Below are 15,788 nucleotides of genomic sequence, written 5' to 3' on the forward strand. Positions count from 1 at the left end.
AACCAATGAATCGGAGGGATTCCATGAAGTTTGATTTTCATACCCATCACGAGCGCTGCGGACATGCGGCCGGCTCAGTGAGGGACTATATTGAATCGGCCATTGAACAGGGGCTGGATATGATCGGCATCTCGGACCATACGCCGTTTTTCGCATCGGCCGAAGACCGCCCATCCTTAACGGGGAGTATGGCAAAATCAGAGTTTCCAAAGTATATTCGGGAGGTTTTGGAGCTAAAGAAACAGTACCATGGGAAAATCGAGGTGCTGCTCGGCATCGAAGCGGATTTTTTGCCGGAGCATCTGGAATTGTACCGATCGGTAATCGCCGCTTATCCGTTGGATTACGTCATTGGCTCCGTGCATGAGTTCGCCGGCATCGGCATTTATGACTCGGCGTATTGGGAAAGCCTGACCGCAGCACGAAAAATGGAAGTGAAAAATTTGTTTTATGATTATATCGCCCAGTCCGCGAAATGTGGCTTGTATGACATTTTGGGCCATGTGGATTCCTTGAACCGCTATTTCAGCGGATACTCGGAGCTGCGTACCGAAGCGGCCGACGTCATGCTGAAGGCGGTTGCGGAAAGCGATGTAGTGATTGAAATCAATTCCTCCGACAACCACTGGGTGCCGGACGGTGATTTGCTGGAACGCGCGCACCGTTACGGGGTAAAGGTGACCTTTGGCTCTGATGCGCACGAACCCGAGCGCGTAGGCGAGCATTTCGCGGCGGTCGCCGGCCATTTGTATGACATTGGCTACCGAGAATGGGCCATATTCCGCCATCGCGAGCGGTTCATGGTTCCGATCGCCCGGTGAGTATGCCATTGAAAGGCAAGGATTGAGTAGGAAGCCGCTGATCCCAGTCATGGGGAACCGCGGCTTTTTTGGTGAACGGAAGATTTTTAACCCCTATCTAAATTTAGAAAATCCTCTTTCAAAAGCCCCATCACGATGTTGTCAACGTACTGTCCATCAATATAGGAATGCTCGCGCAGCCTTCCCTCAATAACGAAGCCGCACTTCTCGTAGGCACGGATGGCCCTTGGGTTGCCGCCCCAAGTTTCGAGCTGAACTCGCCGCAGGTTCATCGTCTGGAACACATACCGGATCAGCGCTTTCAAGGCATCCGATCCCCAGCCTTGTCCCCAGAAGTCCTTGTTTCCAATACCGATGCCGACAGTGCAGCGGCGGGAGACGATGTTCACGTCCCGGTACTCAATGAAACCGATATGCTCGGGTTGTTCGCCGCGCGTATAAATGGAGAATCGTCCTTTTTCCCGCTTATCCAGTTCCAGGATTTCCTTTCTGTATGCATCCTCCAAATATTCCAGTGGAACATGGCTGAACAAGAACAGGGCCGAACCCGCTTCCAGCTTGGCTGTTTCCTCATCATTCCTCCAGGCATATGCCCGTCTGTAATCGTCCAGAGAGACGGGGCGCAGTTCGACCTTTTCACCAGTAATCAATGGGATCTACCTCCATAACTATTTTTTGATCGTCGCAGCCTATGACTTGATTATTACAGATAGGGGGGCGAGGGACAAATGCTCCTGAATGGCTGTACGGAGGAATTGCCTGTTTACCCTTAACATGAATAATGGAAATTGGTAGGATAAGGGATGGGGATTGGATAAGATAGAAACTTATAGAAGGAGCGATGACAAAACATGAAGAAGATCATCCCAAGCATCATTATTGCATTCATTCTTGCGATCGCATCGTCGCCTGCTTATGCAGCGAACCATCCCATCCAAATTGACGGCGTCGCGGTGGCGTCCGATGTGAAGCCGGAGACAAAAAACAAGCGTACCATGGTGCCCTTGCGCGTGGTCAGCGAAAATTTGGGGGCCAAGGTCGATTGGTCGAATTCGAAAGTGACGCTTACCAAAAGCAGCATGAAAGTAACGCTGCAAACGAACAGCACGGCGGCCATGAAAAATGGTGAAGCGGTGCAGCTGGACGTCAAGCCGTACATCAAGAACAATCGCGTGATGGTTCCGCTTCGCTTTATCGCCGAAACGTTCGGCTGTCAGGTGAATTACAGCAATTCGAAGGTTACGGTCGAAACCGCGCCACTCGTCATTCACAACGTGAAAGTAAAAGCACTGCAGTATGAATACCACATGACGATGGGCGGCGTCGTCCAGCAGCTTAAAGGAAATGCGTATAACGCAGCTATTTATGATGCTTTTGTGCGTAACAAAGGCGCCAAAGTCGATGCCCCTGCCAGTTACTCGTGGATGGCGAACATCGATGTTCCCGGGTCGTATTACAAAAATTCGCAGTATGATTTTCTGGATGAGAAAGGGAGCAGCGTGCAACGGTTTGATGTTTATTCTCTCGTTAACGCCTTTCCCGACGAGCTGTTGACGGGCTACCCGGAAGTTCTCTTGTATGATGCTACCGAGGATCAATGGTACCTGTTCAGCGGCGCGGCAAGAGACTCCATTCAATCGATGGTGGATACGGCCGGAAAGAACGGCTTTTTGACCGTAATTAGCAATACAGTAGTATAAACAGAGGCAAGCATAGGGCCATCCTGCAAAGGGTGGCTTTTTTGCATGATCATGTTCCTCCGACATTTATTAAGTTTCATGAACGATATTTAATTCCCAAGGGTGTTTCTTACGAAAGTACTGCCTATGTGAAAAAACGGAAGTGTACGCTGCGGGCTGCACCGCTTTAGACTCATTTTTGAAAGCGCTTTATTCATTGGCGAAAGGTTCAGACTGCTTTAACAGCATTCAAAGCATGGGCAAAAGTCGAGGTCATCTTGCGCCAAAAGGAGGTGGGGGAGTCTCCCGGGACGGGGAGGATGTGTGTACGATACCTAGACAGGAGGTTATTCGATTTGATGCGTAAAAGATGGAAAGCAAAGCTCGCGGTGCTTAGAGCCATTCCCGCCATCGTGCTGGCTGCCGGTACGGTTCCATTCGGAATGCAGCCGGCCAGCGCAGCCGCGGAGAAATTCCCGACCTTCGTTCAGCACGCTGTCCCCAGTCTCACTTCCGGTACGGCCGATATCGCCGGCACCGCATTTGTGGATCAGGATGGGGAGTTTCACTGGATGTATTCCGTCTCCAACTATGAGCAGGCGGACAACGGGGGATCCTGGATCAAATACAACACCAGCACGGACCTGGGCAAGCTGAACACGAATTGGGGCACCCCCGTGACATATAATTCTTACTGGAACCGGCCGGGGACCATTAATTACAAAATCGACGAAACGTACGGCATTCCGACGCCTTATCAGGACGATCACAACGACGGCATCGGCATTTGGGTCGATCCGGATACCGGTTACTGGTACTCGCTCACCAATGATGAGTATCAATTTAATCCATTTGCTACCGGGAACCCGACGAATAACCAGCGGATCGCCACGGGCGTGCACAACAACCGCGTTCTCTCCATGTACTCGACCGATAAAGGCAAGACATGGAACCTGATTGGACAGGTAGCAACCTCGCCGTGGAACGACAGTGACGAAGCGGTCACCGCGAGCGGTTTTCCGGGGAAGACCTGGTCGTACGGGGTGGCCGGGACGCGCTTCTTCGTCGATAACGTTAACGGTTATTTTTACGTTTTATACAACAACCATATTAATTGGAAAACGGGCTACAGCAATGTCCTCACCTACTTCCACCTCGCCCGCTCGCCAATCAGCGCAAAGATGGCCGAAGGCTCGTGGGACGTATGGTACAACGGCACATGGACGCGCTCAGCTCTAAAAGGGTATGCCGGATGGATCGGAAGTCCGATGGGGGCAGGCAGCGATCACAACCTCACGGTCAACTATACGCCAGAGACGGATGACCTGAGGCTGACCGGCATCGGGATGGATAACTCTTCGCTCGATATCGGCTATATGAAAGTGCCGAGCAGCGGTGATTTCACTTTCAAAGACCCGGCAGGCAGCACATATACGGCGAATACGGTGAGCGGAACGATCACCGGCCCTGGCGGCAGTGTCCCTTCGGTGACGTACTCCGATCCCGCACTGGATGCAACGGTAACGATCTATGTCGAGAGCGGCGCGGTATGGATCAAGCAGGAGAACAACGCTACCGGCTATGTGACCTCGGTCAAAGTCAGCGCAGGCAATCCGATCTTCAAAGATACCGTGACTGAACGGCTTTTTGTTCCGGTCAATACGCAGTATGAGAACGCCTTTTCGTATAACGTGTACAGCGGCAAATACCGCTCTGTCGGTTACGACGGCTACGTCTATGAGACCGACGATCTCGGCAAGCCGGACACCTTCCGCCTCGTCGGCAAGCTGCCTGCCACGGTGGGGAGCTATATGTCCCAGATCGATTCCGGAAGCCTGACGAACCAACAAGTCAGCGGCTATTCGTTCCGGGCGATCTCCGACTTGTCCGGCAAGCAGATCAGTTACTCCCTGCCCGAACCCGATGCCGGCCATGCCTACTATTCTTCTTACAATCCGCCGAAGGACAGCGATGGAACGGACATCTCCCCGCTGTCTGCCTATATGGTCTCCGTTGGCGGCAGCGACCTGAAGGACGGCGCGGCGAGCCAGTGGCAGTTCGTCCCCGTACCTGACGAATTCGACCCGTCGAAGAACAGCGGCTTCTACCGATTGCAAAATGTGGAGACCGGAAATTATCTGAAGGTATCCGGATCGACGCCGGCGCAGACACGGGCAATGGGCGCTGCAGTCACCACGGGGCTTGCGGATCCGAATGCCGATCCGAACGGCAACGGCGGAGACGGCGCCGCAGCCGGAAGCGATCAGTGGTATCTTCTTCCGGTCGGCAACGCGAAGCCGGCTGACCTATCCCCGGATTCTTCGGCGTCGGATATCGAGGCCGCAACGAATACGAGCTTAACCGGGATCACCAAGTACAGGCTGGTCAACCGGGCCAGCGACCGTGCTGTTGAATTCGTGTCGGGTCAAGCGTCCATCCAGGGGATCAAGTTCGATGCCTCCAATGCTCAGGTGCTGACGATTACGCCGGCGACTGCAGGATTGGCTGCGCCGACCGGGTTAACCGCCAAGGCGGCGGGCCAATCCCAAATCGATGTCACCTGGAACGATGCTAATGGGGCAGCAAGCTATGATCTGGTCGTTGACGGTGCGTTGATCAGCGGTGTAAGCAGCCCATACAAGCATACGGGGCTTGATGCGAGCTCGACGCATACGTATCAAGTAAGAGCCCGCAGCAGCTCGGGATCAAGCCTGTGGAGCCTGCCGGTCCAAGCCACGACGACGTCGGGAGTCATCTCGGAAGGCAAGACGGCAACGGCAAGCTCATTCCAAACGGGGAACAATATCGAGTACGCGAATGACGGCAAAGCCGGTACGCGCTGGGCGGCCGTCACGAATTCCTACCCGCAGTGGTGGAAAGTCGACCTTGGCGACATCATGCATATCACGAAGCTCGAGAGCTACTGGTACAACAGCGCAACCTACCCGAGATACTACCAGTACAAAATTGAAGGCAGCAATGACGATGTCACGTACACGACCCTCCTGGACAGAACGGACAATAAAACGCAGGGCTTGACGACGGATACCCTCGATGGGGCGTACCGCTATCTCCGCGTAACAGTGACGGGATCCAACTATAGCGGAGGAAGTGCTTCCAGCTACGAATTCAAGGTGTATGGAGATCCCGTTCAGGAAGATTCGGTCCCTGCGCCTCCGGCTAACCTGACGGCTAAGGCGGCAGGCGACAGCGCGATTGAATTGAACTGGAACGCGGTAGAGCAGGCGGAAGGGTACAGCGTCTACCGGTCCGATAAGGCCGACGGCGAATTTGTCAAACTTAACGACGAGGTACTGTCTAGTACGACGCATACCGACACCGGCCTGTCGGCTTCGACGGAATATTTCTACATCGTCAAAGCCGTCAACGCAGCCGGTGAATCTGCTCCATCGGATGTGGTGTCCGTGAAGACGGATCAGCCGCACGTTACCGGCATCAACGTAACACCGGAACAAGTAGAGTTAAAAGAAGGCGAAACTGCGCAGCTCACTGCGGTCGTTACACCGGTGGATGCGGGAGATACGACGATCACGTGGACATCGAGCGACACCGGCATAGCGGAAGTGAGCGACACCGGTAAGGTTACGGCCAAAAGTCCGGGGACTGCGGTGATAACCGCTGCAGCCGCCGGCGGCGAATATACCGCGACCGCCCGCATTACTGTGCTGGACACGACCACGCCGATCATCGTGCTGGATGAACCGGGGAAATTGACGGGCAATCATTACAATGTGGAAAAGGGAACGCTGCGCGTTACGGGTAAAATCAGCGAGCCCGGCTTTGTTCTTGTGAATGGAGTACAGGCCGACGTGAAGGATGACCTGACGTTCAGCGCGGATATCGACCTTCAGCCGGGCATGAATCGGATCGAAGTCACGGCATCGGATCGGGCGGGCAATACGGCCGAGCCTGTCGGTTATAACGTAGTGCCCTCTAAGTAATGATGTGAGGCAGCCGCTTTCGGTCAGCTGCTTCGCATCTCCCAACGCTAAAACTGTATGCGTGAGTATGATGTTCGTCTCAAAAAAATAAAAATCCTGAACCTTGCCGGTTCAGGATTTTTATTCGTGGGACAAGTTGAGCGTTATTTCTTACCCTCCGCTAAGCTTATGAAATGTCAAAATCCTTATCGAGGCTATGCTTTTGTTTTAGAACCGTAATCTAAGTCGTAGAGCGAACGGGGTCAGACACGCGTTCCCGATGGACCAATCCCCACTGGGCCATGGCATTCAAAACAGGAATAAATGTCCTGCCGTATTCGCTTAGCGAGTACTCGACTTTCGGCGGAACTTCCGGATAGACGGTTCTAATAATGAGGTTATCTTGCTCCAGTTCCCGAAGCTGTTCCGTTAACATCTTACGGGTAATTTGCGAAATTGAACGCTGGAGTTCGTTAAAGCGCCTGGTCCCACCAACCAAACGCCATAGGATCACAGCCTTCCACTTTCCTCCAACCACGGACAATGTTGCCTCTACCGGACAACCGCCCATATCCATCACATCCAATCTGTCCCATGATGAAGTTACCAAATGGGTACTATGTCACGCAAAAGTGCGTACTTACAGGGTTATTCTCCATTCAGTATACTTCATTTTGACCGGAATGGTAGCTGTCTTACCGAAAGACGCTGCTCGTGAATGGTTGTTTATTTCGGATATAAGAAGATTCGTATCCATTATATTTGATCCCTAAGGAGGAACCATCATGCCGCTTGACTCTCAAGTTCAAGTTGTGTTGGAAAATATGAAGAAACAAGGGCTCCCGCCTCTTCACACGCTACCCGTGGAGAGTGCCAGAACCGTCAACTTAAGCCCCATGGCCGCCCAGCCGGAAGAAGTATGGAAAGTCGACAATCGAAAAATCCCAGGTCCGGCCGGTCACATACCGGTTCGGGTATATCGTCCTCAAAGCAAATACCCGCTCCCTGTTCTCATCTATTATCATGGAGGCGGCTGGGTCGTCGGGGACCTGGATGCAGCAGATGTGTTATGCCGGCAGTTGGCCAATGGGGCAAACGTTATCGTGGTCTCGGTAGATTACCGTTTGGCGCCGGAGCATCGGTTTCCCGCTGCCATCGAAGACGCCTATGCGGCTGCTGTCTGGGTTGCGGAGAATGCCTCTTCGCTAGAAGCGGATCCCAACCGGATTGCGGTCGGCGGCGACAGCGCGGGCGGAAACTTGGCCGCTGCCGTAACCTTGATGGCAAGGGACCAAGGGTTGTCCTTCATCAAGTTTCAGCTGTTGTTCAATCCGGCGACCCACTACGCGTTCGATACGGATTCTTACCGTGACAATGCCGAAGGGTACGGCCTGACGACGGACACGATGCGGTGGTTCTGGGGCCAATACCTGGCGGAGGAGCAGGACGGAAGGAACCCCTACGCTTCGCCATTATTGGCTGTCGATTTCAGCAGCCTTCCGTCTGCTCTCGTCATCACGGCCGAATTTGATCCGCTGCGCGATGACGGGGAGGCTTATGCAGCGAAATTACAAGCCGCCGGCATTCCCGTGGAAGCAAAGCGCTATGACGGCATGGTCCACGGCTTCATGCTTCAGACCGGCGGTTATGACCAAGGAAGACAAGCGGTGAAGCATGCCGTAAGCGCGCTGCGGATAGCGTTGCATGGACAGGAGAGAGACGGAGAGACAGCAATATAAAGTGTGCGAGGATTAAAACCGAACAGGTAAATCTTTATTCAGTTGATCTCCGTCAAACTTCAATATTTCAGCATTGGGGCATCCTTCAGGGATGCCCTAAACTTTTTACTGCATCATGCCTGGCATATACAGAGGCCAAATGTTCGGTGACAAGCCATTCAAACTTTATTCCGAATTATGGCTTGACATGACACCAATCGGTGTCTTATTATGAATTCATAAGACACCGGTTGGTGTCCTATCATCGAGCAGAATAGGGATGATGGGAATGGATGAACAACATGAATCGAGGGATGTATATGCCGCGGTTGCCGATCCGACGCGGCGCAAATTGCTTAGATTGCTGGCCGAGGCGGAAGAATTGCCTTTACACGAATTAACGGTGCATTTCGAGATGGGGCGGACAGCCGTTTCCAAACATCTGGCGATCCTCAAAGCCGCCGATCTGGTCAGGCACCGCAAGGCCGGGCGGGAAACAAGGTATCGATTGAACGCAGAGCCTCTGAGAGAAATTGAAGATTGGGTCACTTTTCACACGGCTTTTTGGAACCAAGGATCGGCTAAGCTGAGTCAATTGTTGAAGGAGGAAGAGGAATGAAACCGGAAGTGAAGCTGGATTTTCAATTCGATAGTCCGATTGAGAAAGTATGGCTTGCATTGACTGATTCCAACATGCTTGCGAAATGGGTGATGGATAACGACTTTAAGCCGGTTGTCGGCCATCACTTTCAATTTCGGGCCAAACCGTCGAAAGTGTGGGACGGAATCGTCGAATCAGAAGTGCTGGTCGTTGAAGAACCCCACCGCCTATCCTACACCTGGGTAACCGCTGGGGTAAGTACGGTTGTTACATGGACGCTTCATTCATCCAATGGCGCAACCCGCCTTCATCTTGAGCATACCGGATTTGAAAGCGAGAGCTTGTCGTATAACGGAGCCAGACTCGGTTGGGTCAAGATGGCCGATCAGCTTGAAGAGTTATTGGCTGAGCTGTAATCCAATTTATTTTGTGATCAAATAGGAGGAGATCGAAATGACCATTCTTACTATCGTTCTTCAATCTTTACTGATTGCTTACTACCTCTTTTCGGGTACCGCCAAAATGATAGGGGCTAAGTACTGGGCAGACATGTTCGAGCACCTTCACCTGCCGCAATGGTTCCTTAAGGTAACGGGCCTGGTCCAATTGGCAGGTGCGGCCGTGCTGATCGCCGGCTACTGGTATACCGGACTGGTCGCATGGGCGGGAGTGTGGCTTGGCGTTACGATGCTGGTGGCAAGCCTGGTGCATATCCGCACAAAAGATCCGATTGGCAAAACGGCGCCGGCTTTGTTCTTTGCCGTATTGAATATTGCCCTGATACTTGCGAATGCCAGCCAAATGCTCCAGCCTTTTGCATAATCAAACCAGCTGCATCCAGAATAAAAAGCTCCACATGTTCGCGGTGAACATGTGGAGCCTTTTTGCGATACAAACCCATCCAATACAGACTCCAACCTCCCAATCGCAAAATGGCAGTTGGATAGACCCGTTTCGGAGGCAAGTACTTTATTTATAAATGGTGACATACAGCTGTCACCTCTTATTCAATATACTACATGTATCCCAAGAAGGAGGTTTTACTATATGTCGGCTGTAGTCTATTTAAACTTTGATGGAGTTGCTGAACAAGCGATTGATTTTTATGCGAAAGCTTTAAACGCAACGGAAGTAAAAAAAGTGAAATTTAAGGATTTCCCGCAGGATCCAAACGATCCGCTGCCGGAAAATGAACTAAACATGGTCATGGAGTCTTCAATAGCATTTGCAGGCGGGAACATCATGATGTCGGATATTTTGCCTTCAATGAAGAATGTAACGGGCGAGTTGGTTCAAGGCAACAATATACTGATTAGTATCGTTAATGAAGATCAGCACACATTGGAAAATTACTTTTCTAATTTATCTGAGGGCGGTTATGTCATCATGCCGTTATCCAATACACCGTGGTCTTCGTGCTTCGGAATGCTGGTCGATAAGTTCGGAGTTTCCTGGAAATTGAATAGCGACGCAGATCAGTTTCTTGATAATGTAATCTCCAACAAACAGTAACTCATGCTGAGAGAAGTAGATCGCTTCATTCCGGTCATATCGAGAGAAGCATTAAGGGTTTGGCTGCAGGAAAATAGCAGGACTGAAAAATGTTGTTGGGTTTTGGTTCGTATGTCGCCCCAATCGGATACGCTCTTATATTTGGACGCAGTCGAGGAGGCTTTGTGCTTTGGATGGATCGATGGAGTCAAGAAGAAAATATCTGAAACGGAGCTGGCTCAGAGACTGTCCCCTCGAAGCAAAAAAAGCTCATGGACTGAATTGAATAAGGAGCGTGTCCGCCGCCTCGAAAAGTTGGGCTTGATGACAGACGAAGGAAGAAAGGTCCTTCCTGATATGCATTACGATTCTTTTCGAATCGATCCGGTTATAGAGCAAAGGTTGCAAGAGGAAAAGCAAGTGTATGAGAATTTCATGGCATTTCCAGATCTTTATACAAGAGTCCGGATCGACACGATCCAAAGCTATAAGAATCAGCCCGAATTATTTCAGAGCAGATTGGACAAATTCATAACCAATACGAGAGAAAACAAAATGTACGGTCAATGGAACGATCATGGCCGTCTACTAGATTATTAAGTCATCCAATCTGGATGCTCCAGACTGTCGACAAAGTGTCGGCAGTTTTTTCTATCGAAAATTTGGCTATTCAATAGCTCCGGTCTTACGTGAGGAGGATGTTTGGTTGAGAACTCTAAAATCATTGACAAACAGAGGAGCACACCCTTAATATAACGTTGTAAGATAAATCTAACTTAGTTAAAGGATGATGAAATGATATGGATTCACTATCTGTCCTAATTATCGGTGGCGGTCTGGGCGGACTTGCACTGGCACAAAGTTTGAAAAAAAATCACATTGATTTTCATGTTTGTGAACGTGAGCAGGCAGACCATTTTGTCCAAACCGGCTATCGAATCAAAATCAATGAGAATGGAGCAAATGCACTGCGGTTTTGTCTTCCTGAGAAACTGTATGATCTCTACATGGAAACGTCTGTATTCGGACCGGCACACCCTGTTTTCTTAGATCCCATTTCTTTGGAGCCCACAGAAGAACAGCATCCAATGTACAACAAGGCGGAAGCCACACCATCTGTAAATCGGTTTACCTTTCGCGAAGTTCTGCTTGGCGAACTAGGTGACAAGGTCAGCTTCGGATACCGGTTCACCCATTATGAAAGGTTAGAAAACGGACGCTTAAGAGCATGGTTCGATCATGGGGAGTATATGGATGCGGATGTCCTGGTTGGTGCTGACGGCGGAGGATCCAAAGTCCGGCATCAGTACAAGCCTGGGGTGAAAATTTTCGATACGGGAGGCAGGGCTCTGTATACCAAGGTAATTCTGGATGATGCGCGGAGAAAGGAACTTAACATGCTCATTGGGGATGGCAGTATGAGATGCCTTACGAATCCAGAAGGAGATGCTCCGCTTTCCCTTCTTCTTGAAGACATGGCTTTTAAGCCAAATATTGAACAATTACCGGAATCCATGTCCCTTAATGTGAGGATTTCTCCTCAACAGGATTACCTGTATGCTGTGTTTGCGTGCTCGCCTGAGTGGTTCGGGATACCTGATGAGCAGCTCTTCCAATGGAACGGTTTGGAATTGTTGTCTTTTACGCAAGAGAAAACCAAGCATTGGCATCCACAAGTAAAACGGATGTTGGAATTAGCGGATCCCGGGAAAACGGCTGTCTATCACCTTCGTAATGTTCTGCCGTATAAGCCTTGGAAAGAAACGACTCCTCTGGTCTTGCTGGGAGACGCCCTGCATCCCATGACACCGGCAGGTATCGGTGGGAATGCGGCACTTTTTGATGCCTATGAGCTCTCAAAGGAATTAATTAACGTGAAGAACGGGGAAAAGGGGCTCTTAACCGCTTTACGCGATTATGAAGTGAGTGCTATTGAACGTGGGATGCGGGATGTTCGACTTTCTTCAAAGGCAGGAGAAAGCATGTTCAACCAGAAGCCGCTGCCCGCCGAAGATGTAGAATTGGAAGAATAACTATATAGAGTATAATAAGTCATATCAGAATTTTTGGAATGGAGTTGGAATGTTTTTTATGCCTAAACGCAGGCCACATATCAGCGAAGAGAAAATCATTGCAGCCTCATGGAAGCTTCTCGCCGACCAGGGAATCGAAAATTTTACGATGAGAAACCTTTCCAAGGAATTGAATGTGCAAGCCCCTACGATCTACTGGTACTTTGAGAGTAAGCAAGTCCTTTATCAAACGTTGGCCAACCTGGTTTCAAGAGAAATCATAAATGATCTTCCCAAGCAAGGAGACTGGCGAGAAAGGCTTCAGCTAAGCGCTACGGTTATTCGAAGCAAGCTTCAGCAATTTCCTTGCTCCGGTCAGCTTCTGATGAAGTCAAGGCCAGAAGCTGACTTTATGGAAATGTTCGAATTTCTATTGCAGATAACCGAACCGACATCATTGACGGATAGACAAAAATTTTCATATACGACCCATGTGTTGAACTACGTCATCAATTTTGTCGTTGAAGAATACGAACAACGGAAGTTACAGATACCTTTAGAGGAGAACTCTAACGAGAGTACCCATGTGGATCTATCGCCATTTAAATTGCTTCAGCGGATGCACGGAGAAGGTATATTTAAGTTAATTGGTTCGGATGAACTGTTTAACTCTGGAATTTCCTTATTGCTTGATGGCATAGCGCAGCGGGTTAACAATGTTTGAGAAAACCGAAATCATGATTCGAAATGTCGGGGGCTTCCGCCGTCAATCCTTTGATTCCGTGCGGCCCCAATTAGCATAGGAATGGAGATCAGAAGACTGATTACAACCGGAACAATAGAGGTCTCAAGTCCAAAGTTGCCCCCTGTGAGAAGTGCGGCACCGTGCACCTTTACAGTAAATAGACCGGTAGCAGGGTGTCCAGAGACAGGAATGCCAAGCAGGCCTTCAATGGCATTCCAAGCAAAATGCAGTCCTATGGCAAACCACAAGTTCCGCCGCCACAAGAAGGCGGATCCAAGGAGAACACCTGCTTCGAGGGCTATGGCGAACCCACTCCATAATGTCGCCCCTGGATTTCCAAGATGAGCAACTCCAAAGAATAGAGAGGTTACTGCGAGTGCGAGCGGTTTTCCCCCCAATTTATCAATGGCTTGAAGCATAAGTCCGCGGAAGATAAGTTCCTCGACAATGGCTCCTCCTAAAGCTGATTCAATGGAGGCTATTAGAACGGAACTCGTATCCGTAGAACTTGCCCACTGAAAGGAGTAACCTCCCAGAGCAATAATCATACAAGCGGACCCTGCGATAAAGATGGTCCCGGTTAGCATGCCTAGGACAATTTCAATCCCTGCGCGCTTTCTTGATATCTCTGGTGTGGGCCGCCGGGCCAGGTATGTCAGCGTGAGCTTATAAACCAAGAGGGCCAGAAATCCCATCACCAGTGTGAAAATAAGAGAGACGATCCCCTCTCCTTGCTCTGTCAGTTGCTGGAATATCATATTTATGAGAACAATACCAATAGCCCCCGCAATCATCCAGACGATTGGAAAACGCCAAAATGACACTTTGTTCTTCATGTCTTACATCGCCACCTCTGTTGTTTGATGCTCTGAGTATAGGCTGAAAAAGTCATAAAGAGACAGTGCTGTTTGGTCATCATTTAACGATCCATCATTCCCGATTCCCGGGCTTTACGGGCGGCCTCCCGGCGTCCTTTCACATTAAGCTTAGAATAAATCGTTGAGATATAATTTTTGACCGTCCCTTCGCTAAGAAACAACGCCTCGGCAATTTCTTGATTACGCAGACCGGCAGCCAGCTTATGGAGCACTTCGATTTCACGGGCAGTGAGCCCGAATTCATTATGTTTCGCAGGGGTGGCACTGTTCATGTTCTTGATCATTTTACTCGCCATTTCCTGCGAGATTAAAGTTCCTCCCGCCTGAACCACCCGTATGCCTGCAGCCAGATCTTTTGGATGAATGGCTTTGAGCAGATAACCTTCCGCTCCGTGGCTTAACGCCGCTAACACATATTCTACTTCTTTATAGGAGGTCAGCATGATGATTTTGGTTGCAGGCATTCGCTCTTTAATCAGGGCCGTTGCGGCGACGCCGTCCATGACTGGCATGTTGACATCCATCAGCACCATATCCGGCATCAACTGCTCGCAGCCCTTTATGGCTTCTTCCCCATTCCTGGCTAAACCGACGATTTCCAAATCCGGTTCCATGGACAGCACGATATGTAAGCTCTCGAGAATTAAATCTTGATCGTCAGCAAGCAGCACTTTAATCTTCTCCATGCGGCATGACTCCTTTCAGCGGGATTTCGCATTTGACTTCGGTGAACACTGGAGTTCCCTTCCCAGATATTATCTGTAAGCTGCCCCCCAACCGCTCAACCCGATGCTTCATCGTGGTCAAGCCGAAGCCATAATCCAGCTTGTCGATCGGCGTGCCGTTATTTCGAACGGACAATTGCAGATGGCTCTCAGAATAAGTAAGCTCCAGATGCAGTTGGGTGGCCTTTCCGTGTTTTAGTGCATTCGTAAAGGATTCCTGGATGACCCGAAGGATCGCTTGCCGTACTTCGAAGCGTATGGAACGCTCTGTCCCTGGCAGACTCAAGGTCAGGGCCGTACCCGTATGCTCCCGGAAACGGGCTGCAAGGGATTCAACCTGCCGGATCAGACTGGATTCCTCTTCTTCGCCCATTTCGTGCACGACGTTCCTCATTTCCTCCAGATTGTTCTCAGCCAATGCTCTTAAGCGAATTAACCGGTCTTTGGCCTCGGCAGGCTTGCTATCCATCAGGGCAATAGAAGCATCAAGGCTGAGGATGAGTGAGATAAAGGAATGCCCCAGTGTATCATGAAGCTCCTTGGACATGCGGTTGCGTTCTTCAAGCAAAGTCATTTTCTCGACCTCGGCCGAGTAGTGAGTTAAGAGCTTATTTTGATGCTCCACTTCGGCTGCCAGTTTATTCTTCTGATCATACGCATTAGCTACGGAGCTTGCCCACATGCCGATGAAGCAGAACAGCAGATTGTCTGTTCCGATACCCAGGGTTTGCTCCCAAGATAATTTTAGGGAGGACTGAAACGAAAAAGGAATGAAAACAAGTAAGGGAATGATCCAAAGGGTTTGCTTGGTTAATAAGTACCCGATAGTTAGACTCGGCAGCAAATAGTCCGCTTTTGAAGTCAGGTCCGGATGAATGACAGAATTCACATAATAAGAACCGCCAAGCAACAGCTCCAATATGCAAAACCAGACTTTGTTCATCCGGCGCCCGGGAAACCAGAACAGCAAAGGGGCGACAAGGGCCATACTCAGCCAGATCACGTTTAGTAACGTCCGGTTCGAAAACTCGCTTACTGCCAGAACCCGGGACAACAGCAAAATATAATGGTATAAACGAAGAGCGAATATACCCCAATCCATGAAAGATAATATTTTTTTCATAGCATCATCATACAGGAAATCTAAAAAAACTTGCATGAAAATTACAGGATGTTG

General features: G+C 50.1%; 16 protein-coding genes. 11 read left to right on the top strand and 5 right to left on the bottom strand.

Translation table 11 applies throughout. The features are described 5' to 3' along the window. Positions 1–23 precede the first annotated feature (23 nt). On the top strand, positions 24–821 hold the full coding sequence (locus tag ABID47_RS25270) for a histidinol-phosphatase (protein ID WP_354500881.1): 798 nt from the start codon (positions 24–26) through the stop codon (positions 819–821). A gap of 86 nt (positions 822–907) precedes the next feature. Here the strand turns inward: ABID47_RS25270 and ABID47_RS25275 are convergent, their stop codons facing one another. After that, a complete protein-coding gene (locus ABID47_RS25275; protein ID WP_089548765.1) occupies positions 908–1,471 on the bottom strand; it encodes a GNAT family N-acetyltransferase in 564 nt (187 codons plus the stop codon). Between the two features lie 201 nt (positions 1,472–1,672). Between ABID47_RS25275 and ABID47_RS25280 the strand changes: the two genes are divergently transcribed. Both ABID47_RS25280 and ABID47_RS25285 read left to right on the top strand, forming a co-directional pair. Further along, positions 1,673–2,521 carry a copper amine oxidase N-terminal domain-containing protein gene (locus ABID47_RS25280; protein ID WP_354500884.1) on the top strand — a complete coding sequence of 283 codons (849 nt, stop codon included), beginning with the start codon at positions 1,673–1,675 and terminating at the stop codon, positions 2,519–2,521. Between the two features lie 338 nt (positions 2,522–2,859). Further along, positions 2,860–6,462 carry a discoidin domain-containing protein gene (locus ABID47_RS25285; RefSeq protein ID WP_354500886.1) on the top strand — a complete coding sequence of 1,201 codons (3,603 nt, stop codon included), beginning with the start codon at positions 2,860–2,862 and terminating at the stop codon, positions 6,460–6,462. 220 nt (positions 6,463–6,682) lie between these two features. Here the strand turns inward: ABID47_RS25285 and ABID47_RS25290 are convergent, their stop codons facing one another. Further along, positions 6,683–7,018, bottom strand: coding sequence for a winged helix-turn-helix transcriptional regulator (locus ABID47_RS25290; protein ID WP_145029050.1), 336 nt, complete (start codon positions 7,016–7,018; stop codon positions 6,683–6,685). Positions 7,019–7,226: 208 nt separating this feature from the next. On the opposite strand from ABID47_RS25290, the gene ABID47_RS25295 reads away from it, so the two are divergent. From ABID47_RS25295 to ABID47_RS25330, 8 genes are all read left to right on the top strand, one after another. Then, positions 7,227–8,180, top strand: coding sequence for an alpha/beta hydrolase (locus ABID47_RS25295; protein ID WP_354500888.1), 954 nt, complete (start codon positions 7,227–7,229; stop codon positions 8,178–8,180). 268 nt (positions 8,181–8,448) lie between these two features. Next, the gene (locus ABID47_RS25300; RefSeq protein ID WP_251678892.1) at positions 8,449–8,778 is read left to right on the top strand and encodes an ArsR/SmtB family transcription factor; all 330 of its coding nucleotides are present in this window, start codon (positions 8,449–8,451) and stop codon (positions 8,776–8,778) included. Then, on the top strand, positions 8,775–9,176 hold the full coding sequence (locus ABID47_RS25305) for an SRPBCC family protein (RefSeq protein ID WP_258875557.1): 402 nt from the start codon (positions 8,775–8,777) through the stop codon (positions 9,174–9,176). The genes ABID47_RS25300 and ABID47_RS25305 overlap by 4 nt, the downstream gene beginning before the upstream one ends. Before the next feature lie 37 nt (positions 9,177–9,213). After that, entirely contained in the window at positions 9,214–9,582 is a 369-nt protein-coding gene (locus ABID47_RS25310) for a DoxX family protein (RefSeq protein WP_116233759.1), read from the top strand. 225 nt (positions 9,583–9,807) lie between these two features. Continuing rightward, on the top strand, positions 9,808–10,272 hold the full coding sequence (locus ABID47_RS25315; RefSeq protein ID WP_354500890.1) for a VOC family protein: 465 nt from the start codon (positions 9,808–9,810) through the stop codon (positions 10,270–10,272). A gap of 3 nt (positions 10,273–10,275) precedes the next feature. Beyond that, positions 10,276–10,851: a YdeI/OmpD-associated family protein gene (locus ABID47_RS25320; RefSeq protein WP_354500892.1), complete on the top strand. Its 576-nt coding sequence runs from the start codon at positions 10,276–10,278 to the stop codon at positions 10,849–10,851. 200 nt (positions 10,852–11,051) lie between these two features. Beyond that, entirely contained in the window at positions 11,052–12,284 is a 1,233-nt protein-coding gene (locus tag ABID47_RS25325; RefSeq protein WP_354500894.1) for an FAD-dependent oxidoreductase, read from the top strand. A gap of 58 nt (positions 12,285–12,342) precedes the next feature. Continuing rightward, entirely contained in the window at positions 12,343–12,987 is a 645-nt protein-coding gene (locus ABID47_RS25330; RefSeq protein ID WP_354500896.1) for a TetR/AcrR family transcriptional regulator, read from the top strand. Between the two features lie 11 nt (positions 12,988–12,998). On the opposite strand, the gene ABID47_RS25335 is transcribed toward ABID47_RS25330, so the two are convergent. The 3 genes from ABID47_RS25335 to ABID47_RS25345 all read right to left on the bottom strand — a co-directional run bounded on the left by ABID47_RS25335 (position 12,999) and on the right by ABID47_RS25345 (position 15,734). Next, complete coding sequence (locus tag ABID47_RS25335) at positions 12,999–13,844, bottom strand: CPBP family intramembrane glutamic endopeptidase (protein WP_354500898.1); 846 nt, start codon at positions 13,842–13,844, stop codon at positions 12,999–13,001. Positions 13,845–13,927: 83 nt separating this feature from the next. Beyond that, positions 13,928–14,572, bottom strand: coding sequence for a response regulator transcription factor (locus ABID47_RS25340; protein ID WP_354500900.1), 645 nt, complete (start codon positions 14,570–14,572; stop codon positions 13,928–13,930). Beyond that, the gene (locus ABID47_RS25345) at positions 14,559–15,734 is read right to left on the bottom strand and encodes a sensor histidine kinase (RefSeq protein ID WP_354500902.1); all 1,176 of its coding nucleotides are present in this window, start codon (positions 15,732–15,734) and stop codon (positions 14,559–14,561) included. Before ABID47_RS25345 ends, ABID47_RS25340 begins: the two co-directional genes overlap by 14 nt. Between the last annotated feature and the right edge of the window lie 54 nt (positions 15,735–15,788).

The sequence above is a fragment of the Paenibacillus favisporus genome (assembly GCF_040545415.1).
Lineage (GTDB): Bacteria > Bacillota > Bacilli > Paenibacillales > Paenibacillaceae > Paenibacillus_AQ > Paenibacillus_AQ favisporus.